Source organism: Streptomyces glaucus, assembly GCF_039533365.1.
In the GTDB taxonomy this organism is placed as follows: Bacteria; Actinomycetota; Actinomycetes; order Streptomycetales; family Streptomycetaceae; genus Streptomyces; species Streptomyces glaucus.
In genome coordinates this window covers 152,862-176,717 of the sequence record NZ_BAAATK010000003.1, presented here as the reverse complement: position 1 = coordinate 176,717, position 23,856 = coordinate 152,862, and the positions used below count along the sequence as shown (strand labels likewise).

Annotated in this window: 12 protein-coding genes; 5 read left to right on the top strand and 7 right to left on the bottom strand. The window is 72.0% G+C overall.

Annotated elements, in window-relative coordinates; translation table 11 throughout:
- Nucleotides 1-141: 141 nt before the first annotated feature.
- The 5 genes from ABD363_RS03555 to ABD363_RS03535 all read right to left on the bottom strand — a co-directional run bounded on the left by ABD363_RS03555 (nt 142) and on the right by ABD363_RS03535 (nt 7,807).
- The gene (locus ABD363_RS03555) at nt 142-3,138 is read right to left on the bottom strand and encodes a hypothetical protein (RefSeq protein WP_344599864.1); all 2,997 of its coding nucleotides are present in this window, start codon (nt 3,136-3,138) and stop codon (nt 142-144) included.
- 14 nt (nt 3,139-3,152) lie between these two features.
- Complete coding sequence (locus ABD363_RS03550) at nt 3,153-4,274, bottom strand: ATP-binding protein (protein WP_344599863.1); 1,122 nt, start codon at nt 4,272-4,274, stop codon at nt 3,153-3,155.
- Between the two features lie 148 nt (nt 4,275-4,422).
- Nucleotides 4,423-5,895 (bottom strand): vWA domain-containing protein, encoded by a 1,473-nt coding sequence (locus ABD363_RS03545; RefSeq protein ID WP_344599862.1) that lies wholly within the window; start codon nt 5,893-5,895, stop codon nt 4,423-4,425.
- On the bottom strand, nt 5,892-7,304 hold the full coding sequence (locus ABD363_RS03540) for a hypothetical protein (RefSeq protein WP_344599861.1): 1,413 nt from the start codon (nt 7,302-7,304) through the stop codon (nt 5,892-5,894). Before ABD363_RS03540 ends, ABD363_RS03545 begins: the two co-directional genes overlap by 4 nt.
- A complete protein-coding gene (locus ABD363_RS03535; protein WP_344599860.1) occupies nt 7,304-7,807 on the bottom strand; it encodes a hypothetical protein in 504 nt (167 codons plus the stop codon). Before ABD363_RS03535 ends, ABD363_RS03540 begins: the two co-directional genes overlap by 1 nt.
- Before the next feature lie 150 nt (nt 7,808-7,957).
- Here ABD363_RS03535 and ABD363_RS03530 point away from each other — a divergent pair, with 150 nt between their 5' ends.
- The 3 genes from ABD363_RS03530 to ABD363_RS03520 all read left to right on the top strand — a co-directional run bounded on the left by ABD363_RS03530 (nt 7,958) and on the right by ABD363_RS03520 (nt 11,939).
- Complete coding sequence (locus ABD363_RS03530; RefSeq protein WP_344599859.1) at nt 7,958-8,653, top strand: SMI1/KNR4 family protein; 696 nt, start codon at nt 7,958-7,960, stop codon at nt 8,651-8,653.
- Between the two features lie 195 nt (nt 8,654-8,848).
- Nucleotides 8,849-10,801, top strand: a complete 1,953-nt coding sequence (locus ABD363_RS03525) for a GmrSD restriction endonuclease domain-containing protein (protein ID WP_344599858.1) — start codon at nt 8,849-8,851, stop codon at nt 10,799-10,801.
- A gap of 193 nt (nt 10,802-10,994) precedes the next feature.
- Complete coding sequence (locus ABD363_RS03520) at nt 10,995-11,939, top strand: serine/threonine-protein kinase (RefSeq protein WP_344599857.1); 945 nt, start codon at nt 10,995-10,997, stop codon at nt 11,937-11,939.
- Nucleotides 11,940-11,973: 34 nt separating this feature from the next.
- Here the strand turns inward: ABD363_RS03520 and ABD363_RS03515 are convergent, their stop codons facing one another.
- Nucleotides 11,974-14,241 carry a UvrD-helicase domain-containing protein gene (locus ABD363_RS03515; RefSeq protein WP_344599856.1) on the bottom strand — a complete coding sequence of 756 codons (2,268 nt, stop codon included), beginning with the start codon at nt 14,239-14,241 and terminating at the stop codon, nt 11,974-11,976.
- Nucleotides 14,238-21,152 (bottom strand): DEAD/DEAH box helicase, encoded by a 6,915-nt coding sequence (locus ABD363_RS03510; protein WP_344599855.1) that lies wholly within the window; start codon nt 21,150-21,152, stop codon nt 14,238-14,240. Before ABD363_RS03510 ends, ABD363_RS03515 begins: the two co-directional genes overlap by 4 nt.
- Before the next feature lie 470 nt (nt 21,153-21,622).
- On the opposite strand from ABD363_RS03510, the gene ABD363_RS03505 reads away from it, so the two are divergent.
- Both ABD363_RS03505 and ABD363_RS03500 read left to right on the top strand, forming a co-directional pair.
- Entirely contained in the window at nt 21,623-22,774 is a 1,152-nt protein-coding gene (locus ABD363_RS03505) for an SDH family Clp fold serine proteinase (RefSeq protein WP_344599854.1), read from the top strand.
- The gene (locus ABD363_RS03500) at nt 22,774-23,826 is read left to right on the top strand and encodes a hypothetical protein (protein WP_344599853.1); all 1,053 of its coding nucleotides are present in this window, start codon (nt 22,774-22,776) and stop codon (nt 23,824-23,826) included. The genes ABD363_RS03505 and ABD363_RS03500 overlap by 1 nt, the downstream gene beginning before the upstream one ends.
- The last annotated feature ends 30 nt before the right edge of the window (nt 23,827-23,856 follow it).

Below are 23,856 nucleotides of genomic sequence, written 5' to 3'. Positions count from 1 at the left end.
TTCACGTCCGAACCGCCGATGCGGATTCGCGTCTGTCCGCGCCCGCATCCGCATCGCAGGTGTCCGCCCGCCCGGGAATTCAAGCGAGTCCGCTCCGGTCGAGGCCGGGGTCCCTGGCGAAGCAGGCCCCGGCCTCGGCTGTCACATGTCGGCGAGGAGAACCTCCACGGCCCTGGCCGTCTCCGGATGCCGAGCCGCGAGTACGGCGCCCTCCGACGGGGAAGCACCGGCCGCCACCGCCCAGTCGCCCGCACAGCCCAGCAACCCCGCCACCGCGTCGCACGCCGCCGGATGCGCGGACAGCAGCGTCGCGCCCGACGGGGCCGGGGCGTCGGGCTGCGCCCACCCTTCCGTGCAGCCCAGCAGTTCCGCCAGCGCGTCGCAGGCCGCCGGGTGGGCCGGGAGCAGTGCGGCGCCCCGGCGGACGTGCTCGCCGGGCCGCGTCCCGCGGGCCGCGAACGGGTCCGCCGGGGGCGTGCGCCACGGCGGCACCCACGCGTCCAGCGCCGCCAGCCGGCCCGGGAAGATCCGCCCGGCCTCGCGGATCAGCCGCGGGGCGAGGTCCGCGGCGCCCGACCGCAGGGTGGTGATCAGGAGCGGGAGCCACGGCAGCAGCACCGCGTCCGGCAGCCGTCCGAACGCGTTCGACACCGCCTCCACCACCACGTCCGCCAGTCCCGGCACGGGCTCCAGCGCGTGCACGAAGCCGCTGAGGTAGCGCGGGTAGGCGGGCACCACCAGCGGGTTGTCCAGCAGCGCGGCGCAGCGGGCCCGCAGCTCGGCGCGGGACAGGGTGCCGAGCTGCACCTGCGCCGCCCACAGCAGCGCCGTCTTCGCCGGATCCTCGGGATGCGACTGGGCGACCGCGAGTTCCAGCTGGGTCCGGTCGCAGCCCAGCGACAGCGCGAGGCTCTCCATGGAGAACAGGAAGCCGAGCATGGCGGCGACCTGCCCCACCGTCGCGTCCTCGTCCCGGAACGCCGTCGGCAGCAGGGTGCAGTAGTGGGCGTAACCGGTCCTGGCGAAGGACTCGATCCACGCCGGCAGCGCCGGCTCACTGGTGCGGTAGTACGCCAGCAGCGCACGCACCCGCCGCAGCACCTCCGGCGCGCCGTCGACGCTGCGCTCGGCGGCGAGCACCTTCAGCGCGTGCGTGCCGAGCTCGTCGGCGAGGCGGCGGCTGCCCAGGTACAGGACCGCGTCCTCGACCGCCGCCAGCACGCTCGCCGCGGTCGCCCGCGGCCCGTACGCCTCGCGCCGCAGCCGCTGCTCCAGGACCTGCTCCAGGCTGACGCCCTCGTAGCCCAGCTCGATCAGGGCCCGCTGGTGGGTGCCGAGCGCCAGGTCCCACGACTCCTGGATCGACCGCTCGCCGAGCCGCCGCTCGCCCATGACCGGCCGTGCCGCGCCGTGCGGCATCAGCCGCCGCAGCATCCACAGCACGTCGGAGCACGCCCGCAGCTCCGGCCGGGACGCCATGTCCAGCAGGGCCCGCTGCACGCCGCGCTGCTGGAGCTTCAGCTCCAGCGGCGCGAGCCGGTCGTACACGTCGCGGGCCAGCGGCGGCAGCGCCTCGTAGCCCACCTGGCCGATCCGGTCGCCGCCCATCATGATCTCGACCAGGCGCCGCACGTCCCGCCGCCCGGGGACGGCGTCCTTCTCGATGCAGGTGACCGCCGCGTCCTGGAAGTCGTACGGCGTGGGCTTGGCCCGGTCCCGCATCCCGGCCAGCAGGATCGACGTCTCGAAGACCGCGATGGCGTCGGCGGTGGAGGCGAGGTAGCCGTTGCGCCGGGCCGCGCGCACGATGTCCACCGACCAGCCGAGCAGTTCGGCCTCGTCCAGGGCGTCCAGGACGGGCGGCCGGCGCAGGAAGCCGGACAGCCGGTCGGTGGCGGCCGGCGCCTCCCGGTCCGGGACCGCCACCTGTGCGCCCCGGGCCTTCTTCGCCGCGGTCTTCCTCGCCCCCGCCTGGCCCGCCAGCCGGTACGGCTGCACCCGGGTGCGCTTCAGCGCCTTCGCCCACTCCGTCGCGGCGATCGACACCGAGCCCGAGGCGAGGCCGAACTGCGCCTCGATCGCCGCGTGGCTGGACGGGATCAGCCCGTACTGCCAGGTGGTGGCGGTGCGCGGGGAGATCTCGAACGTGCCGCCGGCGCCGTGCAGGCCGAACTCCTCGACGCGGCTGGCCGCGTGGAACGCGCCGCAGACGTACAGGCAGTCCTGCGGGTCGGTGCCGGTCGCCGCCAGGTGCTCGCGCATCCGGGTCCACATGTACCGCTCGCGGTCCTCGTCCACCCGGACCCGGTCGCCGTCGCCGGGGGCGAGCCGCCGGAAGAGGCTGCCGATGAGGAACATCACCTGGCGGTAGGTGTCGTGGTCGCTGTCGCCGAGCGGCACCTCGACGTACTGGTGCCACCACTCCGACCAGTGCCGCACCCGGCCGTGGCGCAGCAGGTGCTCCTCCAGTTCGGCGAAGCGCGGCCGCAGGTCGCCGATCTCGACGCCGACGGCCTCGCCGTGCAGCGCGGCCTCCGCCTCGGGCGCCTCGGACGGGGCCGTGCCGGGGCCGCCGGCGGCGTCCTTCGCCGTCCGTTCGTTCCTCGGGGCCCACTGGAAGACGTGGTCCGCGGACCGGTCGACCAGGACCAGTTCGACGCCCGGGGTGTCGAGCGCGTAGGCGATGGCCTGGTACTCGGCGGACGCCTCGGTGATCGGCGCGACGACCGACAGCGGCGCCCACTCGGCGGGGAAGCCGTCGACGTCCCCGGCGAACGCCTGCACCGCCACCGGCAGCCGGCAGTTGCGCAGCTCGGTCAGGAGCGGCGCCATGTCCTCGCACAGCTCCAGGTAGACCACCTTGGGCTGCTTCTCGCGCAGCCGGCGGGCCATGGCCAGCGCCGAGGCGGGGGAGTGGTGGCAGACGGGGAAGATCTCCAGCGGCTCGCGCACCGCGCGGTCGACGTCGTCGACCATGCCGAGGAGGATGCCCTCCAGGGCGTCCGGCCCGCCCGCGAACGCGGCCGCCGCCTGCTGCAGCTGGCCGCGCAGCGCGGCGAACGTGCTCCCGGCGCTCCCGGTGTTCTCGGTGCTCCCGGCGCTCCCGGTGTTCTCGGTGCTCTCGTGGGGTCCGCTCATCGTGTCCGGCCCGTTCACGACAGGGTGGCGATCGCGTCGCGGCCGCCCTCGAGGAACTCGGGCCAGGAGCCGCCCTCCTCCTTGCTGCGCGGCTCGACGACGCCGTGCAGGTACTTGTTGAGGATGGCCAGGTCCTCGGGTTCGCGGCGGGCGAGGGAGCCGACGAGCGAGGAGGCCAGGGTGCGGGCGGTCAGGGTGCGCTCGCCGAAGAAGTTGCTGTGCAGCACGGCGTCCTCCAACACGCCGATCTGCTCGGCCGTCGACAGCGCGGACTCCAGCTTCTCGTCGTCGCTGCCGGCCGCCGCGGCGGACGCCCGCAGGTCGGCGAAGCTCTGCAGCAGCACGTCGAGCAGGGTCGGCGGCACGTCCAGGTCGATGGCGTGCCGGCGCAGCAGCTCCTCGGTGCGGAAGCGGACGATCTCCGCCTCGCTCTTCTTGTTCGTCACCACCGGGATGCGGACGAAGTTGAAGCGGCGCTTGAGAGCGGAGGACAGGTCGTTGACGCCCCGGTCGCGGCTGTTGGCCGTGGCGATGATCGAGAAGCCGGGCTTGGCGAAGACGATGTTGTCGCTGCCGCCGCTCTCCAACTCGGGGACGGAGATGTACTTCTCGGACAGGATGGAGATCAGTGCGTCCTGGACGTCGCTGGTGGACCGGGTCAGCTCCTCGAAGCGGCCGATGGCGCCCGCCTCCATCGCGGTCATGATCGGTGAGGGGATCATCGACTCCCGCGACTGGCCTTTGGCGATGACCATGGACACGTTCCAGGAGTACTTGATGTGGTCCTCGGTGGTGCCGGCCGTGCCCTGCACCACCAGCGTGGAGTTGCGGCAGATCGCCGCGGACAGCAGCTCGGCCAGCCAGCTCTTGCCCGTGCCGGGGTCGCCGATGAGCAGCAGACCGCGGTCGGAGGCGAGCGTGACGATCGAGCGCTCCACGAAACTGCGGTCGCCGAACCACTTCTGCGAGATCTCCCGGTCCAGGCCGTCGGAGCGCTCCGAACCCAGGATGAACAGGCGGACCATCTTCGGGGACAGGCGCCACGAGAACGGCTTGGGGTTGTCGTCGATCGACTCCAGCCAGTCCAGCTCCTCGGCGTACTTGATCTCGGCGGGGGCGCGCAGCAGGTCGGACATGAGGAGAGAGCCTTTCCGTACGGTGAGGGCGAGGGAAAGCGCGTCGAAGGGAGACACGCGGGAAGAGGGACACGCGTCGAGGACGGACGCGCGTGGAAGGAGAGGGAGGCGAGGACGTACGCGGGACGTGCGTCCGGCGATCAGGTGATCAGGTGAGGAACGTCTTGAGCTCGTGCACGAGCTTCTTGATGTGGCCGGAGATCACCGGTGTGCCGAGGTCCTTGAACTTCTCCCGGAACCACGGGTTGACGCTGCCGCGGCCGGAGCTGGTCACCGAACCCACCGGGATGAACTTCGCCCCCGAGCGGTGGACGGCGGCCATGCTCTCGAACAGCTCCTGGGTGCGCCACTCGTAGAAGTCGGAGATCCACACCACGACGGTGTTGCGCGGCTCGGCGATCTTCGGCTGGGCGAGCGCCATGGCGACCGTGCCGTCGGTGCCGCCGCCGAGCTTGGTGCGCAGCAGCGTCTCGAACGGGTCGTGCGCCCAGGGCGTGAGGTCCAGCGCCTGCGTGTCGTAGGCGATCAGGTGGACGTCCACCTTCGGCAGCCCGGCGAATATGGAGGCCAGGATGGTGCAGTTGACCATCGAGTCGACCATGGAGCCCGACTGGTCCACGACCACGATCAGGCGTTGCGGCGTCGTCCTGCGGCTGGTGTGCCGGTAGTAGAGGCGGTCGACGTAGAGCCGCTCCTCCTCCGGGTCCCAGTTGGTGAGGTTCTTCCAGATGGTGCGGTCGAGGTCGAGGTTGCGGAAGACGCGCTTGGGCGGGACGGACCGGTCGAGCTCGCCGACCGTGGCCTTCTCCACCTGGGTGCGCAGCACTTCGGCGACCTCGTCCACGTAACGGCGGATCAGCGCCTTGGCGTTCGCCAGGGCCACCCCGGACAGGTTGTCCTTGTCGCGCAGCAGCTGCTCGATCAGGGACATGCTCGGCGTCAGCCGGGCCGCCAGCTGCGGATCGGCCAGCACCTCGCGCAGGTGCATGCGCTTGACGAGGCCGGCCTCGATGGAGCCGAGCTCCGGGCCGATCCCGGGGATCAGCCGGCCGAGGTCGGGCGTGGGCCCGCCGACGCCGGTCCCGGTCGGGCTGACGCCCCCGCCGGCCCCCGAGCGGCTGCCGCCGCTCCCGCCGCGTCCGCCGCGCAGTTCGCCGGGCCGGCAGCCCAGCGCCCGCTCCAGCCAACCCGCGTCGGACTGCCAGCGGGCCAGCTGCCCGGCGGTGACGGTGCCGGGAGGGGAGGCGAAGACGTTCAGCAGCACCTTCGACGCGAGCGCCGCGCGCCGCACCTCGGCGGCCCGGTCGCGTGCGCCGTCCTCCTCCGGCTCGGGCGTCATCAGCCCGTCGAACTCGGCGGCCAGCTCCGGATGCCGCTGCACCACGGAGTCGACGGACGCCCCCGGGTCGAGCAGCGCGGCCGGCAGGCCGATGTCCTCGACCACGGCGAGACTCGCCGACTCCAGGGCCGCCTGCTCCTCGGGGTCGAAGAGGCGGGCCAGCAGACGCCAGTAGAGCACCTGCCGCCGGTTCTCGTCCGGATCGGGCACGGGAACCCGCCCCTCGGACGCGGAGACCTGCTCTTCGGGTACGGGGACCTGCCCCGTGGTCCGCCCGGTCATTTCCGCAGCAGCCTTCCGGCACGCTCGCGCAGCACCTTGACGGCGTCGGTGGCCGCCTTCTCCGCCCGCACGCCGGCCTTGTCGGCCGTGCCCCCGGCCCAGGCCCCGGCGTGGACGGCGACGGCCTTCTTGCGCACGGTCCGCTCCACGGCGAGCGGCTGGAGCAGGAACTCCCCGGCGTCCCACCGCAGCAGCCCCAGGCACGCCCCGGACGAGGCGACGGCCTCCGGGGTGAGCGGACCGGCGGCCGGCACACGGCCGGTGTCGACGGCGAGCCGCCGCCCGGCGACCTCGAAGGCGACCGCGCCGCCGTCCTCCTCCCGCGTTTCCACGGAGTAGCCCTCGAGCAGGACGGGCACCGCGATCCGGGCCGGGTGCCGGTCCAGGGGCGAGGTCGCGAAGGCGGCCGCGGCCGGCAGCGCCACCCGGGCGGTGGCGAAGACCTCGGCGGGCTCGCCCGCGCGGGCACGGGCGTCGTCCCACAGCAGGTCGCCCTCGGCGGTGACGGGCATCGCGTCGAGCTTCACCGCGCGGCCCTCGCTCACCGCGGCCAGCAGCGACATGTGCGGCCGGAGCAGCTGCCACAGCCCCGCCCCGACGACCGTGTCCGGCTTCGGCGCGGACACCGAGGCCCGCACCAGCCGGGACGCGCCGCCGTCCGCGGGCTCCAGCACCGCGTGCACCTGGGCCTGCACGGCGGTGGCGTGCTCCTGCACGTCGACGCCGAGCGGCAGCAGGCGGCCGCTCACCTCGGCCACGGCGGGCGCGCCGGCCGCGCCGGACAGCGTCAGCAGCAGGGCGCGCGACCACAGGTCGGCCCACCGGCGCACCGGGACCCGCTCCAGGGCCGCCCCGGGGCAGGAGGCGGCGAGTTCGGCGGCGAAGCCGTCCAGCAGCGCGGCCAGGCGGCGCAGCGCCGGGTCGGGCAGCATCGCGGAGACGACCGGCGCGGCCCCGCCGACCAGGTCGTGGTCGATGCCCCGCCAGCCGGCCCGCGCCAGGTCGCACAGCCAGCTGCGGGCGGCGGCGTGCAGGTTCGCCGCGTGCTCCGCACCGCCGGCCGGGACACCGGCGGCCGCGTCGCCCTCCTCGGCCCGGGGCCGGCCGACGGCCTCCTCGATCCGGGCGGTCAGCGCGTCGTGCACGGAACCGAGCAGGGCGACGCGGGCGGCGGCGAGCGCGACGAAGTGGTCCTCGCCCGCGGCCCCCGCGGCCGCCTTCTCGGCCGCCTCGGCGACCCGCGAGGCCAGCGGCGACCCGGCGACGGCGCCGGCGAGTCCGGCCAGCCCGCCGGCCTGGCCGGGCTGCGGACGCAGCAGGCCGTCGACGAGGGCCTCGTCGAAGCCGTCGACGGCCGCGAGGGCCTCGTCGAGCCCGTCGACGGGGTCGGTCAGCAGATCGGCGCGCATCAGGCCACCGCCCTCGTCGTCGGGAACCACTGCATCTCGGGCAACGGGGCGGTGACCGGGGTCAGTTCGAGGTAGGCCAGGTGCCGCAGGAACCGGCTGAACACCTGCGCCGCGGCCGAACGGTCGCCCTGCGCGGGGTGCGTGGCGGTCATGGCGTCGGTGAGGGAGTGCGCGTCGGGCTCCTCGGCGGCGACCTCGACCTTCAGGTACCGGGCCACCCGCTCGGCGCCGTACTGGAGCACGGCCTCCCCGACGAGGGCGCGTATGTGATTGCAGAACCATCCGTGCGCGCCGCCGCAGGGACGGTTGTTGTTGGTGCTGCACGCGAACGCGTACGTCCCCGCCTCGACCGACGACACGTACACCCGCCCGATGTCCGACCCGCTGGACACCACGCCCTGCAGGCGCCCGTCGGCCAGCTCCACGAACGGCACCTTGGCGAGCTTCCGCGGCCGCGCGGACGGCACCACCCGCACCGTGCTCGACTTCTCCCAGACCGACAACGCACCATCTCCTAGGCATGCGAAGGGGGATGTCCACGCCACCCCGGCGGGACAGGAGAGAAGCTATCGGCACCCACTGACAACGTGGCCCGTTCGGGCAGGCGTGCCCTCCCGGCCCGTCGTGTCAGTGGGGGCGCATAGGGTCTGCGCATGACCGATCAGCGATGGGCAGGGGTGCGGGAGCGCGTCGAGGCGCTGGCCGCGCTGCCGGCGAGCAGCGAGGTGTTCGGCGCCCTCGGGCACCGCTGGGCCTTGGCGGATCCGCTCGGCGAGGACGATCTCGCGGAACTGGAAGCCCAGTTGGGCGTGCGGCTGCCCGAGGAGTACCGGACGTTCCTCACCCAGGTCGGCGCGGGCGGCGCGGGACCCGCCTATGGTGTCTTCCCGGTGCGGCGTGTGTGGGGCCGCTGGCGTTGGGAGGGCGACGGCGCCGGCCTGGCGGACCTCTCCGCGCTGGCCGAGCCGTTCCCCGAGAAGGGGCCCGCCCCGGAACTCCTCGACGCGCTCCTGGCCGAGCGCCCCGAGGAGGAGGACTATGACGAGATCGAGGACTTCGACGACGCCGTCGAGGAGTGGGACGAGCGGTGGGAGGCCGTCCTGTTCGCCCCCGCCCGCACCACCGGCGCCATCGTGATCTGCCACGCGGGCTGTGCCCTGCGGGAGTGGCTGGTCGTCAGCGGCCCCCACCGGGGCACCGTCTGGTCCGATCCCCGGGCGGACGACGCCGATCTCTCACCCCTCCTTGACGCCGAGGGCAGGCAGGTCACCTTCGCCCGCTGGTACACCGCCTGGCTGGAGGAGGCCGAACGCACCGCGCGGCGGTCGGGAGGGACGCCCGAGGTCTGACGGAAGAAAGGAGCATCCGGCGGGTTCGAACCAACGCGCGCCAGCGTGGTGTCCATGAGGAACACGGGCCGGTGGGGACCGTTCCCGGACGCCCCGTGAGTCCGCGCACGTGACAGCCGAAGTGCGTTGTCGTGGGACAGCACAGAGGACTGAGGGCCGTGCCGGCCCCGTCCACCAGTGGATATCGTGTGTGCGGTGGATCACTCGCAGGCTGGGGGCAGCATGGGACTGGCGAACGAAAAGATCATTTCTCAGGTCGAGAACCTGCTGCAGGGCAGGGTCGTCATCCCCTCCATCCAGCGTGACTTCGTCTGGATGAGGCCCGACGTGCGTGATCTCTTCGATTCCCTCTACCGGGGCTACCCGGTCGGTGCCCTGCTGCTGTGGAAGACCAATCTGACCGTCCCCTTCAAGACGGCTGCCGTCGTCCAGGCAGACAAAGCGGCGCACCAGCCCTTCTACCTGCTGGACGGGCAGCAGCGGTTGACCTCCCTCGCCTGGGTGTACCGGCCGGAGTCGAAGGCCGACGGCCGGCTCATCGACCTGCGCTTCGACGTGCGCACCGAGGAGTTCGTCAACCCGAGCGCGATCCAGAGCAAGGACCCGCTGCTGTTTCGCGTCTCCACGTTGCTGCAGGAGAACGTGCAGTACCACGAGGTGCTCAACGCGGCGGGGGTCGAGTACTCCGATCCGCACTTCGGCGCGTGGATGCAGCGCCTGCAGAGGGTGCACGACATCCGCAGGCAGGAGATCGCCGTCATCACCTACGAGTCCGACGACTACGAGGAGGTCGCCGAACTCTTCGCCCGGCTGAACAAGGGCGGCCGGCGGCTGTCCAAGGGCGACCTCGTCTACAGCGCCATCGCGGCCCGCTGGGCCGAGGGCCTGGACACCATGGACGCTTTCCACCAGGAGTTGCAGGACAGCAACTTCGCCCTGAACAGGGAAGCCGTCCTGCGCCTGATGAGCCTGCTCGCGGGAGCCGGCGCCCATCACATCAAGCTCATCGGGGCGGACATGGACGAAGCCGCGCTGAAGGAGGCCTGGCACGCCACCGAGAGGGCGCTGCGCTTCGCCATCGACTTCCTGAAGGGCGAGTGTTCGATCCCCCGGTCCGAGGTCCTCTCGTCGCCGAACGTCACCATCGTGCCCGCCCTGCTGCTGCACCATCGGGACGGCAAACTGCGACCGGGCGAGGCCCAGCTGCTGCGCCGCTGGGTGTACACGGCGATGGCGTTCAGCCACTACTCGCTGCAGGTCGAGGGCAAGCTCGACGCGGAGGCCAGGCTGATCAGAACCCGTGCGGGAGAGGACCTGTTCGCCGAACTCATCCGCCGGGCCTCCGGAACCCGGTCCCGGGACAGCGCCCTCCACCCGAGGGACCTGGAGCAGAAGTACTCCACGCACCCCTTCTTCAAGCTGCTCTACATCGCCGCGTTGCGGGGCACGGCACGGGACTGGGCGACGAACATCGCCATCAGCGACCAGCCGATGAACAGCGGCGCCAAGATCGAATTCCATCATGTGTTCCCGCGCGCCCGGGTCCAGGGGACGTACGCGAAGGAGGAGTGGAACAGCCTCGCCAACCTGGCCTTCGTCACCGGCCAGACGAACAAGATGATCTCCTCCAGGCTGCCCGCCCAGTACATGGCGGAGATCGCACCGGAGCGCCTGGCCGAACAGTGGATCCCCGGCGATCCGGAACTGCGGTCCCTGGACCGGTTCCCCGACTTCCTGGCCGCACGCAGAAGCCTGCTGGCCAACGCCCTCAACGAGCTTCTGGGGCTTCCCCGCTACGACGCGCAGGCCGCCCACCGGGGCCCCGACGAACTGCCCGCCGACGAGGAACTGATCGTGGAGGACCCGGCCGCGCCCACCCTTGTCGGGGCGGACGTCCGGGAACTCTGCACGGAACAGGGCGTCGAGATCCACGTGATCTACGAGGACCGACGCGTCGACGCGTACTACGACCCCTCGTCCCGCACCGTGACGATTCCCTCCGGACCCGGCCGCGGTGCATACGAGACCCCCAGCGGGGCGGCAGCCGCCCTGGTGCGGGCCCTCAATCCGCACGTCGTCCCGAATCGCAACGGGTGGACGTTCTGGACCGTCACCGCCACCGGGGAACGCCTGCGGAGCATCCGCTAGCGCGGACCCCGCCGCCTCGGCCGGTGCTGCTCGACGTCGCCCTGGTGCCACCCGTGCGGTTCCGCGGCCCTCGGGGGCTTCCCCGGTGCGTGCGCGGGACTGGTTGACTTCTTCCGCGCGGGCCGACGGGGCCGGGCCCCGGCCGGCGGACCGCGCACCGACACGCCACCGGGGCTCACCGAGGGAAGTGAACGTGGAGCAGTTCGCCGCGGGCAAGGTTCTGCGCAGCAGGTACCGGCTGGACCGGATCCTGGGCAGAGGAGCGATGGGACACGTCTGGCAGGGGACGGACGTGTATCTGGAGCGTCCCGTCGCGGTCAAGACCGTCGCCGCGGACCTCCTGGCCCTGCCCGACTGGCGCCCCACCGCCCTGGCACGCTTCGAGAGGGAGGCCAAGGCCGCCGCCCGTCTGGACCATGCCAACATCACCACCGTGTACGACGCGGCCGTCACCGAGGACGTCTGCTGCCTGGTGATGCAGCTCGTCGACGGGACGACCCTCGACAACGTCATCGACGGCGCCGACGACGGACGCCTGCCCGTGTCCGCCGCGGTCTCCGTGGCCGCGCAACTGTGCTCGGGGCTGTCCGCCGCGCACGCCGCCGGTCTCGTGCACCGCGACCTGAAGCCTCAGAACGTCATGGTCCGCGCCAGCGGTCTGGTGAAGATCCTCGACTTCGGTCTCGTGAAGGTCCTCTCGGACACCGACCCGCGGCTCACCATGACGGGCGAGACACTCGGCAACGTGGCCTGCGCCTCGCCCGAACTCCTGGCCGGCGACGAGCCACTGGACGGCCGCAGCGACCTGTACGCGGTGGGGTGCCTGCTGCACCACATGCTCACCGGCCGCCCTCCCTTCCACGGCGGGAACCCCGCCGAACTGGTGACCCGGCACCTCACCGCGCCCCCGCCCCGGTTGGCCGACCACGGCGCCGATGTCCCGGCCGCGCTCCAGGAACTGCTGCACGCGCTGCTCGCCAAGCGTCCCGAGGACCGTCCCGGCGGCGCGGCGGAGGTGTACGCGGCCCTCGCCCCGTATCTGCCGGTCCCCGATCCGGCCCTCGCGGCCCGCAGGATGCCGCCGGAGGACCCCCGGCGGCCGTTCCTCGTGCCCCAGGGACCGGTCGTGCCGCGCTAGCCGGGGCGCGCCGCGGCAGGACCCCGGCGGCCGGTCATGCCGCGACCGGCGGCCGGACCCTGATCAGTCCCTCGAGGAACGGGCTCGGCTCCCCGTGCCAGAAGACGTCCAGGCTGTCCCGGGCGCGGGTGGCCGCCACGAAGAGCAGGGACCGGGCGCGTTGCATCTCCGTCCGGTAGCGGGCCGGATCCGTGGTCCGCCGCTGCCGGACGCTCGCACGCGGCACCAGGCCGTCGGTCACCCCGGCGATGATCATGCGCTGGTATTCGAGCCCCTTGAACCGGAACATCGTGCCGATGTGGACACCGCTGTCGCCGCGGGGCCCGTCCGGGCCGATCTCCAGCGCCCGGATGCCGTGTCGGGCCAGTGTGTACGCGACCTCGCTCGCCATCTGGTTGGTCGGCACGGCGATGGCGATCTGTTCGTGCGGCACCGGGCCCCAGGACTCGATCAGCGCGGCGATCGCCTCGCGCTCCTCCTCCCAGTCGCCCAGCCTGTGCAGGTCCGGGACGGCCCCGCTGAGCACGGACCGGTACCCGGCCAGCGTCTCGGTGCTGCCGTCGAGGTCGTCGTACGTCTCGTCGCCGAGCACGTTCAGCGCGGAGCGCAGGATCTGCCGGGTGGTGCGGTAGCTCAGCGACAGCTTCGACGACCGGCCGCGGATGTTGATGCCGAGGCTGCCGAGGGTCACCTGGTTCTTGTAGATGCGCTGGTGGGTGTCACCGACCAGGAAGAGGTCGTTGCGGTCCGGGGCGGTCATCGCGCGCAGCATCTTCCAGTGCGCGGGGCGCAGGTCCTGGGCCTCGTCGACGACGATGTGCCGGTACCGGTAGCGCAGCCAGCCCCCCGAGCCGTCGGCCACGTGGATGTTGTCCAGGCCGCCCGCTTCCTCCCGCCGGCGGTCGATGGCCTGGATGCGCCGGGCGCGCTCCGCCTCCAGCTGGGCCGCGCGCTCCGCGATCTGGTCCCAGGTCTGGATCCCGAGCCGGTCCAGGCGCTGGGTGAACCGCTCGACGAGCTGCCAGATCTCGGCGCGCTCGGCACGGGTGACCGTGCCTCCGCGTCCGGCGCGGCGCGCCCGGAAGTAGTCCGTGCGGGAGGTGACGGCCTGCCCGAGGATCACCTGCGTCCACTCGTCGTTCAGGAACTCCGCGTCCCAGCCGTCCTCGCCGAGTTCGTCCAGGAGCGAGCGCCATTCGCGCACCGCCTGCGCCTCGTCGACGATCCGCTTGCGGTTGCCCGGTTCCGCCTCCCGGACGGTACGCAGCGCGAGCTGGTCGACGTGGCTGATCTCGACGCGGGACAGCAGTGCCTCGCCGCCCAGGGCGAGCAGTCGCGATCGCAGGTCGGCTGCGAGGTTCTTGTTGTACGTGGTCAGCAGGACCGGCTTGTCCCGGCCGGCCGGGAGCCGGTCGACCAGGTGCTTGACCCGGTGCAGCGCCACGATCGTCTTGCCGGTGCCGGGGCCGCCGCCCACGCGCGCCGGACCGCTGTAGTCCCGCGTGACCAGCTTGGCCTGGGTGGGGTGCAGGAACACCTTCCAACGGCCGAAGTCCTCGCCCTCCAGGGCCTCGCGCAGCGCGTCGTCGGTCGTGGTGACGATGGTGGCGGGACGGTCGACGGCGGCCCGGAAGTCCTCGGGGTCCACGGGGTCCGGCGCCGCGACGGGAGCGGTGACCTGCTCCAGGACGTCGTCGTATGCCCTGCCGTCGTACAGCGCCAGCAGCACCTCGCCGGTGAGCTGGGGCGCGTGCTCGACGAGTCCGAGGAGCTGGTCCTCGGTGGTCAGCGCGGCGACGACCGGGATCAGGGACGGGGCCACGCCCAGGTCGGTGAGCTGCTGCTCCGACCACTGCGCGAACAGCGGCTCCGCAGCGGCCGGCCCGGCGGGGCGGGCGGGCTCGGCGGACTCGGCGGGAGCGACGGCCCGCGGGACCGGGGGACTGAGGACTTCCTCCTGCACGACCTGCAGGTCCACGTACTCGATGCCGCCGGTGACGCGGTTGACCGAGTACGTGAGCCGGTCCAGGTGCGCGTACACGTCCTTGCGGTGCTTGACCGAGACGATCAGCCAGTCGTCGTCGGCCAGGCGCAGCAGCAGCGCGCGGTACTCGTCGTTGACGCGAGCCGAGTACAGCTTGTCGTGTCCCTGCAACTGCTTGAGGCGCAGGCCCGCGGAGTCGGGGTTGGTCTTGAACTTGTGCTGGAAGTCGTAGATCGCGCCCTTGACCGGGCGGGGGAGTCTGAGGATCTCCTTGTCCGCCTTGTCGAGCAGGCGCAGCGTCACGTTCTTGCCGGTCACGGTTGTTCATTCCCCCCGTTGTGCGTGGTGGTGCCGTCGGGCTCGTCAGGTTGCTTCCGGTCCCCGGACGGTCGTGCGCCGTCGAGGCGGTCCGCGATGCCGTCCGCGGTCCAGCAGGCGGCGGGCCGCACTTCCCAGCCGGCCGCGGCGAACGCGCGGTCGCGGTCGGCGGCTTCCGGGTCCTCGTCCTCGCCCTCCGGGGGGCGGGGGCCGAGGACGACACCGACGCGTGCGTCCGGCCATGCCAGCTCGGCCAGCCAGCCGTTCTCGTCGAGTTCGTAGCCGTCCTCGGGAACGGGGACACCGCGCGCGGCCAGGGCCTCGGCGAGCGCGAGCAGGCCGGGCTCGTCCGGGTCGAGGTACTCGACGACCCGGTCCCACGCGGGGTCCCGGACGGGCGTGGCGGCGCCTGCCGCGGACTCCTCCGCGGCAGGCGGGGCCTGCGGCGGAGGAGGGGCGGCCTCGGTCGGCGCCGGCGTGCCGTCGGCGGGGGCGGTGGTGGCGGACGTGGCGCGGACGCTCTCCAGGACGCCGCCGCCGCCCGTGACCGCCAGGGTCTCGACGGGGAACCCGTCGAGACGGCCGGTCGTGAGCTGGACGGCGTCACCGCCGCCGTTGTCCAGGAACTGCAGCAGGTTGGACCAGTACAGCCAGGCCCGCCAGCGGCGCTTGTGCGCCTCCTCCCGGGCGTGGACGCCGGGCGCGTCGTCGAGGAGGGCGATGCCGGTCCACGCGGGGGGCTTCGCCCGGCCGTCCGCGGCGAGGACCAGCGGCAGCCCCGAGCCGTCGGTGACCGTGAACAGCTGTACCGGGCCGCGCGGGCCCGCGGGTGCCGCGCCGTGCAGCGCCGCCGTGATCTGCTCGCCGAGCACGTCCGGCGACAGCGCGACGGGGCGGGCCCCGGTGCCCATGAAGCCCGCCAGGGCGGCCTCCGCCCGCCCCTGCCAGCGCCTCGCGTCCGGCCGGCGCAGGTACTCGACGAGCTGCACGGCCGGGTTGACCCACACCGTCTCCGCGAGCTCACCGGGCAGGCCGCCCCACACCTTGGCGTAGTAGTCGCGGGCCTTGTCCCGGGCCCGGTCGCCGTACGGTTCCCACACCGGGCGGGCCGGGCCGGCGCCCGCGTAGCCGGTGTCCCGGACGCGGCGCTGCCACTCCTTGACGTCGCCGTAGGTGAGCTGGAAGACCCGGAGCCCTTCCGCGCGCAGCCGCGTGCGCTTGTCGGCGTCGTCGCCGGTCCGGTTGTGCTCGCGGCCGGCGTGGAACTCGTAGCCGTCCAGGTAGACCGCCACGCGCGGGCCGGGCGCGTCGACCCGCTCGAACAGGACGTCGGGGCGGGTGCCGTCCAGGGCGCGCTGCTGCGACACCCGCCAGCTCAGCGTGGTGCCGTCGGCCGCGGTCAGCCGCAGGTCCAGCGCGTGGGTGCCGGCCGGCGTGATGTAGGCGTCGCCGCTGGCACGGCTCTCCGGGAGTCCGGCCCACTCGCGCAGCGTGTCGATGAACAGGACCTCGAGGTCGCTCTCGGCCTGCCGGTGCATCGGGATGTGCTGGGTGGTGGCGACGGGCGAGGTGTGCCAGCGTTCGCCGTCCGCGCCGAGCAGCTCGTCGAGCATCTGCCGGACCTCGTTGCGGCTGACCTTGTCGTAGTCGGCCGGCGGCACGCGGCGCAGCAGGCAGCGGTGGCAGCCGTCGAGCCCTTTGCGCAGACAGTCGCAGCTCTCGATCACCTCGCGGGCCTTCAGCAGGACCTCGCGGAAGCCGTCGGAGGTCGCCAGGCGGTGCAGGTAGCCGGTGCCGCCGGGCAGCCGGTCGTACACCACGAGGAACCGGCGCGGCCAGTCGCGGTCCTCGCCGTCCGGCATGGACGCGGCGGTGATGTCGATGTGGTCGGGGTCGCCGCCGTAGCGGGCCGCTATGCCCGCGAACAGCGCGGCGGTGAACGAGGCGAGCCGCTCCTTGGCCCGCGCCACGGACGCCGGCAGCAGGATGCGCACGGCCTCCGTCGTCAGTTCGTGCGCCAGCAGCAGCGGCACGTCCAGCCCGGCGCCCTGCTCCTCCCCGCCGCCGCGCAGCCGCCGGCGCGGGCACCACAGCTGGTGGTGGGCACTGGCACGGGTGGAACGGGCGAGCGAGGCCGTGAGCGCGTGCTGCGACTGGTCGACGACGGGCTGCCCGTCGGCCGTGGCCCCACCGCAACTGACGCACACGTAGAACGGGTTCAGGCGCACGTCGTCCCCGGCCAGCGGGACCGTGCTGCTGCCGTCCTGCCGGTCGATCCCCAGGTTCAGGGTGCGGACGACGGCCTTGCGGGTGAAGTCGGCGCCGAAGACCGCGGTGTCGTGCCGCCACGATCCGGCCGCCAGGTGCGCCGGGTCGATGTCGACGGTGGTGAGGACCGCGTACCGCCTCCGCTCCCGTTCGTCGCGGTCGTCCCGCACCCGGGCGTCGTCCCGCTTGTCCCGGGACATCACCCGCCGGGGCTCCAGCACGCGGTGCACGCAGCCCGCGTCGGCGATCTCCCTCGAACCGCACCGCGGGCACGGCGAGGTGTCGTTCTGCGGGTCGCCGTGCGTGCGCGCGTACCCGCAGGCCGGGCAGAGACGCCACACCGCCCAGGCGCGCCGCTCGGGGCTGCCGATGTCCAGGGCGCGCACGACGTGCCGGTAGCCGTTGACGTAGAAGCTGTTGCCGGGCGCGAGTTCGGTCAGGGCCAGTTTGCGGGAGCGGTCGTAGTCGCGTACCTCGCTGCGGTACACCCAGTCCCGGCGCTCCTCGTCGCTCTCCGGGGCCGGAGCGCCCTCGTCGCCCCCGGGCGCCTCCTTCCAGTAGAGGGTGGCCTCCAGCGAGGTGGTGGTGTCGGTGAGGCTGTAGTTGGGCAGCAGGCCCAGTTCGACGAGGGCGCCGTGCGCGCTGGTCTGGCTCAGCTCGCGCAGCAGTTCGCCCGTGGCGCGCCGCTCGGCGAGCAGCTCGCGCCGCTCCGCGCCCTGTTCCCGGTCCTCGGCGAGCAGCCCGTCCACGGCGGTGTCGATGGTGGCGATGCGGCGGCGCAGCTCCTCGCGGCGCGCCGTCCACTCCTCCTCGGCCTCCTGCAGGGCGCGCGCGATGCCGCCGGTGGCGTACGCGCGCAGCTCGTCCGCGGCGTGCTCGGACACCCCCCGGTCGTCGTCCGGGCCGCCGGACGCCCGCGGGAACAGCGCCAGGAACTCCTCCACCAGCCGCGCCCCGTGGGTGAGCGCCGCGTCCGACAGGTCCTGGCACCAGCCGGTCGTGCCGAACAGCGCCGACGACAGGCGCGGCACCGGCATCAGCGGCTCGCCGTCCGAGGTGGTCAGCTCGCCGCGCGCCGCCCGGTCCAGCAGGTGCGCCGTGTACTGGCGGCGCAGGATCTCGACGGCCGACAGGTAGCAGCCCGGCGGCACGATGTCACCGGCGATCATCTCGGTCGGGTCGTCCAGGTAGTACCGGTCGCGGGCCCGGCGCCCGCCGAAGGCGACCACCAGGGCGTTGCCGGTCCGGCGCCCGGCCCGCCCGGCCCGCTGCACGTAGTTCGCCGGGCCGCCCGGCAGCGACCCGAGCAGCACCGCGGAGAGGTCGCCGATGTCGATGCCCAGTTCCAGGGTGGGCGTGCAGGACAGCACGTTGGGGTCGGTGTAGTGGACGCCCTGCCGGAACGTCCGCTCCACGCGCTCCCGTTCGGGCCGGGTCAGCATGCCGGTGTGCTCGGCCGTGACGACCCGGTAGGTGCCGCCGGTCAGGTACAGGCGGCGGTAGTAGTCGGCCCGGTAGTCGCGCTCCAGCTTCCCGCCGAAGCCGCCGCTGCCCGCCCCGGTCGACGACATGCCGTACTGCGGCGGGGTGAGGATGCCGGTGCAGCGCCAGCGCGGGCAGGGGTGCCCGTACCAGCGGGTGCGCCGCTCGGGCGGCACCACCTGCTGCCAGCCGCATTCCTCGCAGGCCACGAACGCCTTGTTGACCAGGTCGTCGGTGAGCAGCCGCACGTGGATGTGGCCCGGCTGCAGCCCGTAGACACGACTCGTGCGGTCCTTCGCGGTGCGCACCGACAGCACGCCCTCGTCCGCGAGGACCGGCAGCAGCCGACGCAGGTACTCGGTCGCCTGCGCCGCGTCCAGGCCCAGGCAGCGCCGCGTCCAGTCCTGGTACCAGTTGCCCCGGCCGGTGATCGTGTCGAACTTCGTCTTCTCCTTGGGCCCGTCGAGCAGGAACCTCGGCGGCGCCACCCGTCCCTCGGGGAAGGCGGGCATCCCCTCCGGACGCCGGCCGGAGATCAGGTACTGGTTGACGCCCGCTTCCCTGATCCAGGTGTCCAGCCACCGGTGCCGCACGCCGCCGCGCAGCCGCAGCCGCTCCAGCAGCCCCCGCACGTACGCCAGGTACCGGTCGGGCGTGGGCAGGCCGCCCTCCAGCCCGAGCTGTCCCGGCAGGGTGAGGTGGAGGTCGCGGGCGAGCGCGACGATCCGGTCCGGGTCGGCGACCACCACCTCCGCGGCCGTGGTCCGGGTCAGCTCCAGGGTGCGTCCGAGCCGCGAGCGCAGCCCGAACTCCATGACGGTCGCGAAGGCGAGCCGTTCCCCGATGAGCTTCCAGGTCCGCGCGTCCCCGGTGCCGCGCCCCGACAGCAGCCGGTCCACGCCCGGTTCGTCGTGCAGGTCCGGCGGGACGACCGCGGCCAGCGTCTGCGGATCGTCCACGGAGTCCAGGACGTCGCCGATGAGGTCGTTGAGCGGCAGCGGCGCGCCGGAGTCGTCCAGCCGGTGCGCCAGCAGCGAGCGCAGCGAGAACTTGTACGAGGCGTTGGCGACGTACCCGGCCCGGTGCGCCGCGTCCTGGGTGGAGTCGTTGAACAGCAGCGTCTTGCGTTCCTCCGGAGCCAGCGCGATCTCGTGGCCGCCGGTGAACAGCTGGGTGACCGTGGCGGAGGCCAGCGCGGCGAGCGCGGTGCCGAGGAACCTGATGCCGTTGTCGGTGTTGCACGCCGGGCAGGTGTCGTCCTTGGCGGCCTGGTCGGCGGTCTTCTTGTCCAGGACGGCCCGCGCGAACCAGGCGTCCTGCAGCCCGTCGGCGTCCTCGGCGACGGGCATGCGGTAGGTGCCCTGCGCCCCGTCCAGCACCACCACGGACTGCGGGTCGACGCCGCCGGCCTGTTTCGGCGCGGTACCGGTGAGCGCCGCGAGGGCGTCCCGCGCCTCGGCCTGCGTCGCCGAGATGAAGTACCGCAGCCGCCGCTTGTCCCGTCCCACGGCGGCCTGCCAGATCCGCAGCGGGCTGGTCTCCAGCTTCTGCGGATCGGCCTCCGGGGACAGCGCCGCCCACCCCGAGCGGCCGCAGACGCGGCAGTAGACCGCGGGCAGGTGGGCCTGGGCCGGCCGCTGCACGGTGTCCGAACCCGGCAGCGCCTCGGGCCGCCGCGCGTCCGCGGCCGGCCACGCGTCGTCGTCGGACGGGTCCTCGGCCGCGGACGCCGCGGTGAGGGCGGAGCGCCGCGCGAGCGTCCGCTCGTCCTCGTACCAGCGGAACTCCGGCCGGGCGCCCACCCCGCTCAGGATCCGCCCCACCGGCCGGACCCACAGGTGCGCCTCGATGTGCAGCAGCGGGCGCGGCCGGCGCTCGTCGGACTCCGGGTCCCGCGCGGACGACAGCAGCGCCACGAACCGCGACAGCGCCTCCAGCGCGAGCCGCGGGTTCTCCCGCGCGGTGCGCGCCCACGCGTACCCGAAGCGGGCCATGCGGTCCCGCAGTCCCCACTCGTCGAGCGGCTCGCCGTTCAGCAGCGCGAGCACGCCGTGGGTGAAGTCGTGCTTCTTCAGCAGCCGCCCGATCTGGAAGGCGTCCAGGCCGCGCCGCCCCAGCAGCCGCTCGGCGAGCCCGTCCAGGTCGAGCCGGTCCGGGTCGGACTCCACGTCCGGCCCGCCCGAGACGTCGACGACCTCCTTGGGGCCGGGGGGTTCGGGCAGCTCGTAGTCGATGTCGCCGACGAACTCGTCGGCGCTCAGCCGCTCCTCGCCGATCACCGCGTCCGGACCGAACGGCACGCCGAACACCTGCTCGGCGACGGTGAGGATGCCCCCGGTGTCGCCCCCGCCCTCGCCGAGGGTCGCCGAGGTCGCCACCGGGCAGATCGAGCCGAGCGGCCGCTCCGGCTTCGAGGCGCCCACGGCCGCCGCCAGCCGCCGCAGCAGCATCGCCACGTCGGTGCCCTGCGCGCCGTCGTAGGTGTGGAACTCGTCCAGCACCACGTACGCCGGCTCCGCGCCCTCCCACAGCGGCCGGTCCTCGCCCCGCTGCAGCAGCAGGTCCAGCATCTTGTAGTTGGTGATCAGCACGTCCGGGGGCGACTGGCGCATCTCCTCGCGCCGTGTCATCACCCGCCGGAAGTCCGTGTCCGGCTTGTCGCCGATGTAGAGACCGGCCGTCACCTGGGCCAGTTCCGGCTGCGCCAGGTAGTCGCCGATGCGGCCGGCCTGGTCGGTGGCGAGCGCGTTCATCGGGTACAGCAGCACGGCCTTCACCCCGCGCCGGCCCAGCGCCTTCTGCCGCCGGCAGTGGTCGAGCACGGGGATCAGGAACGACTCGGTCTTGCCGGACCCGGTGCCGGTCGTCACGAGCGTCGGCTCGGCCGGCCCGTTGAAGGTGCTCAGCCGCTCCCACGCCTTCGCCTGGTGCCGCCACGGCGTGAACGACGGCTGCCACTCGAGCGCCGACCGCCACCCGTCGTCGGCGGGGTGGAACGGCGTCCTGATCCGCAGGTACGGCCCCCGGAAGATGCCCGTCTCCGGATCCCCGAGGAACCGCTCCAGCGCGAGCCGCGTGTCCTCGTCGGCCAGCGCGTACGTCGTCGTGAGGTACTGCGTCAGACTGCCGCGGAGCTGCGCGGCGGCCAGGGTGGGCTTCACGAGGACCTTTCGGGCAGGACGGCTACCGGGACCGCCGGTGCGCGGCGCCGTGACAGCCGGCGAAGGCACCGTGACGATCAGCGTCAAAAATAACGCCCGTCTCGGACATCGGTACCCCCTCGCGGCTCCACCGTCATCAGAATGCTCCGAGGCCGGCGACGTGTCGGGGGCGAAGACCGTGCTCGCATACGAGGACCCCCGGCCCGCCGTTGCCGAGCTCCGATGCGGGCCGGCCGCGAGGGCTGTGGTCGGCCGATGCGATCGCCCGGGTCCTGCCGAATCGAGTGAGTACCACGGCTCGCGGGTCTTCGGCCGGTGCGACCGTGGAGGAATCTCCCGGTTCAGGGGCGGTCGTCGGAGATCTGCCGGCGAACGGCCCGGGCGGCGGCGTCCGGGCCGTCATCGGAGATGCGGCCGGGTCTCGTACGAGTGAACCTGGAGGAGGGAGCCACCTCGCTTCAGGAGTCCCGATGAGTGAGTTGCACGAGAGTGCATCCTCGGCCGAGGACAGGGCCAGCGCCCTGGACGTCGGCAGGCGCTTCGACTCGCAGAAAATGACTGACGCCGAGCATGAGGCAGTAGTGGCCGCGGGTGAGCAGCTGGCCGAATACGCGGGTGGGATCTGGATTCTCATCAGCGGCGAATTCACCTCCGATGATCATGAAGTCGGCACCGAGGGGCAGATAAGGGAGATGCTTTATCGCGCCTTCGATTATCCGGGTGATAGGCCACACCCCGGTCTGAGGCTCAATGTCCTCCTCGATTCTCCCGGCGGGAGCCTCGACAGTGCATACACCACGGCGTTGTACCTGTCCGCCTACTCCGGAGATGTGAGGGTGTTCGTGCCCGGCCGGGCCAAGAGCGCGAGTACGCTTCTCGCCATAGGCGCGGATCGGCTTTATCTGTCCGTCTTCGGGGAGCTCGGCCCTCTGGACACCCAGCTCCCGGACCCTCGCAACCCTGCGAACCACCTCTCCGCCCTTGATTGCTATCAAAGCGTGGACTATGTGCGCGACTTCGGCATCAGGACGATGAAGGAAATGCTTCCGACCCTCATCAGCAAGACCGGGCGGCGCATATCGGTCAGCGATCTCCTGCAGAGGTCCCAGGATTTTGCGATAGGGGCGATCGGCCCGATGCTGCACAGCGTGAGTGCCCTTGACTTCGGTGGATGGGGGAGGAGTCTTAGGATCGGGGAATACTACGCGAAGCGCCTGCTGAGCAATCGCGTAGAAGGTGTCGATTCTGATCTGGTAAGTGATATCGCACGTCAGCTCGTATTCAACTACACCCATCACCTGTTCCCCATCGACTATCACGAAGCGCGTCGGATCAACCTGCCTGTGGAGCTTATGGACGAGGAGGTGTACGACAGGGCTGATGAAGTTGTTCGGTGCTGCCGACGAAAGAACTACGTCAATTTTATGAGCGAGGAACAGCGCAATAAGATGCCCGCCTCGTACCAAGCATCCAAAAGTTTCAGTCGGGAATTCCTCGACGGTGGAGCCGGGATGAGTGAACGCACTCAGGCTCAAGCGGGGAGGGCAAGAAGGGCCCGGAGTCAGCCGCCCCCGCCCCCGCCCCCGCCCCCGCCCTCGCCTCGGCTTCGGAAGAAACAGTGATGAACCGGCACCGCGTCACGCTCATCGGTATGGCGTCCGCCATAGTCGCGATCTTCGTCCTGCTTCTCCTTTGGGTGGCACTGTCGCTGGCGGTACGGGCCAGCGTGTTCGGATTCACTGGGGAGTTGGACGTCAGGCAGTTCACTGCTTCCTTTACGCTTTTCGGCGCTGTGCTTACCGCAGCGGCCACTGTTTTCGGTGCGCTGTTGACACATGAGCACAACAAGAATTCGCGGCGCCGTCAGAATTTCGAAGCTGTCATCAAAAGTCTGGAGGCGCTACCCTCGGGGACTCAACAGCGGGTGGCCGGAGTGCTGGCCACCACAGTCCTGCTCGGTCAGCCACGTGTTGCCATCAGAGTGCTCGAGCCCGCGTGGAAGTCCGGTCAAGTGGATTCCGAGACGGCCACATGGATCATAGACGAAATCCTTCTGGACGCCGAGTCGGATTCTCGAATCGCCGATGGCGGCCGCGCGCTCAGAGAGACAGTGGACGAAGCGGCCGTGATATTGGAGAAGCACGCCAGGGACCTCACCGACCCGAAGGCGCCGGGGGTGTTCTCATTCCTCGGTCATTACATGCACGGATGGTCACACAGGGAAAGGCTGAGCAGGGAGGCGAAGCTGCTCATTCTGCAGTCGATGGGTGAGGTTTTGCTGTCTCAGCGAAAAGACTGGTGGTTCCCGCATGATCAGCTGTCGGATTTCCCTGCCGCCGTTTGGCGGGATTGTGTCAGTGATGAGGCGGAGGACGACCTGGTGAGAGCATCGGCTGCCGTGCTGCTTGACGGGCTGTGTGATTGTTTCCCCGAGGGGGAATACAAGCGAGTCGGCTGCAAACGGCTGATTGAATTGCTGGAATCGAAGAGGATCGACGTGAGGGATGTCGGCCCTGAGTTCCATGACCTGGCGGAGCAGATTTCTCGCGAGTTCAAAGAAGGAGAGAAAAACGCCCGCCTTCGCACTCGGCACGGGAGGAGCAGGAAATTTTCAACGCGTGAGCCCACGGTGGTCGGGGCCGGGTCCCGCCCTGACGACGGAACGCCTCGATGAGGCGTGGACGGTACCGCGTCCGTTTCAACC

Coding starts and splice junctions, on each gene's coding strand:
- ABD363_RS03555 (WP_344599864.1), bottom strand. CDS start 3,138: ATGAGCGGACCCCACGAGAGCACCGAGAACACCGGGAGCGCCGGGAGC.
- ABD363_RS03550 (WP_344599863.1), bottom strand. CDS start 4,274: ATGTCCGACCTGCTGCGCGCCCCCGCCGAGATCAAGTACGCCGAGGAG.
- ABD363_RS03545 (WP_344599862.1), bottom strand. CDS start 5,895: ATGACCGGGCGGACCACGGGGCAGGTCCCCGTACCCGAAGAGCAGGTC.
- ABD363_RS03540 (WP_344599861.1), bottom strand. CDS start 7,304: ATGCGCGCCGATCTGCTGACCGACCCCGTCGACGGGCTCGACGAGGCC.
- ABD363_RS03530 (WP_344599859.1), top strand. CDS start 7,958: ATGACCGATCAGCGATGGGCAGGGGTGCGGGAGCGCGTCGAGGCGCTG.
- ABD363_RS03505 (WP_344599854.1), top strand. CDS start 21,623: ATGAGTGAGTTGCACGAGAGTGCATCCTCGGCCGAGGACAGGGCCAGC.
- ABD363_RS03500 (WP_344599853.1), top strand. CDS start 22,774: ATGAACCGGCACCGCGTCACGCTCATCGGTATGGCGTCCGCCATAGTC.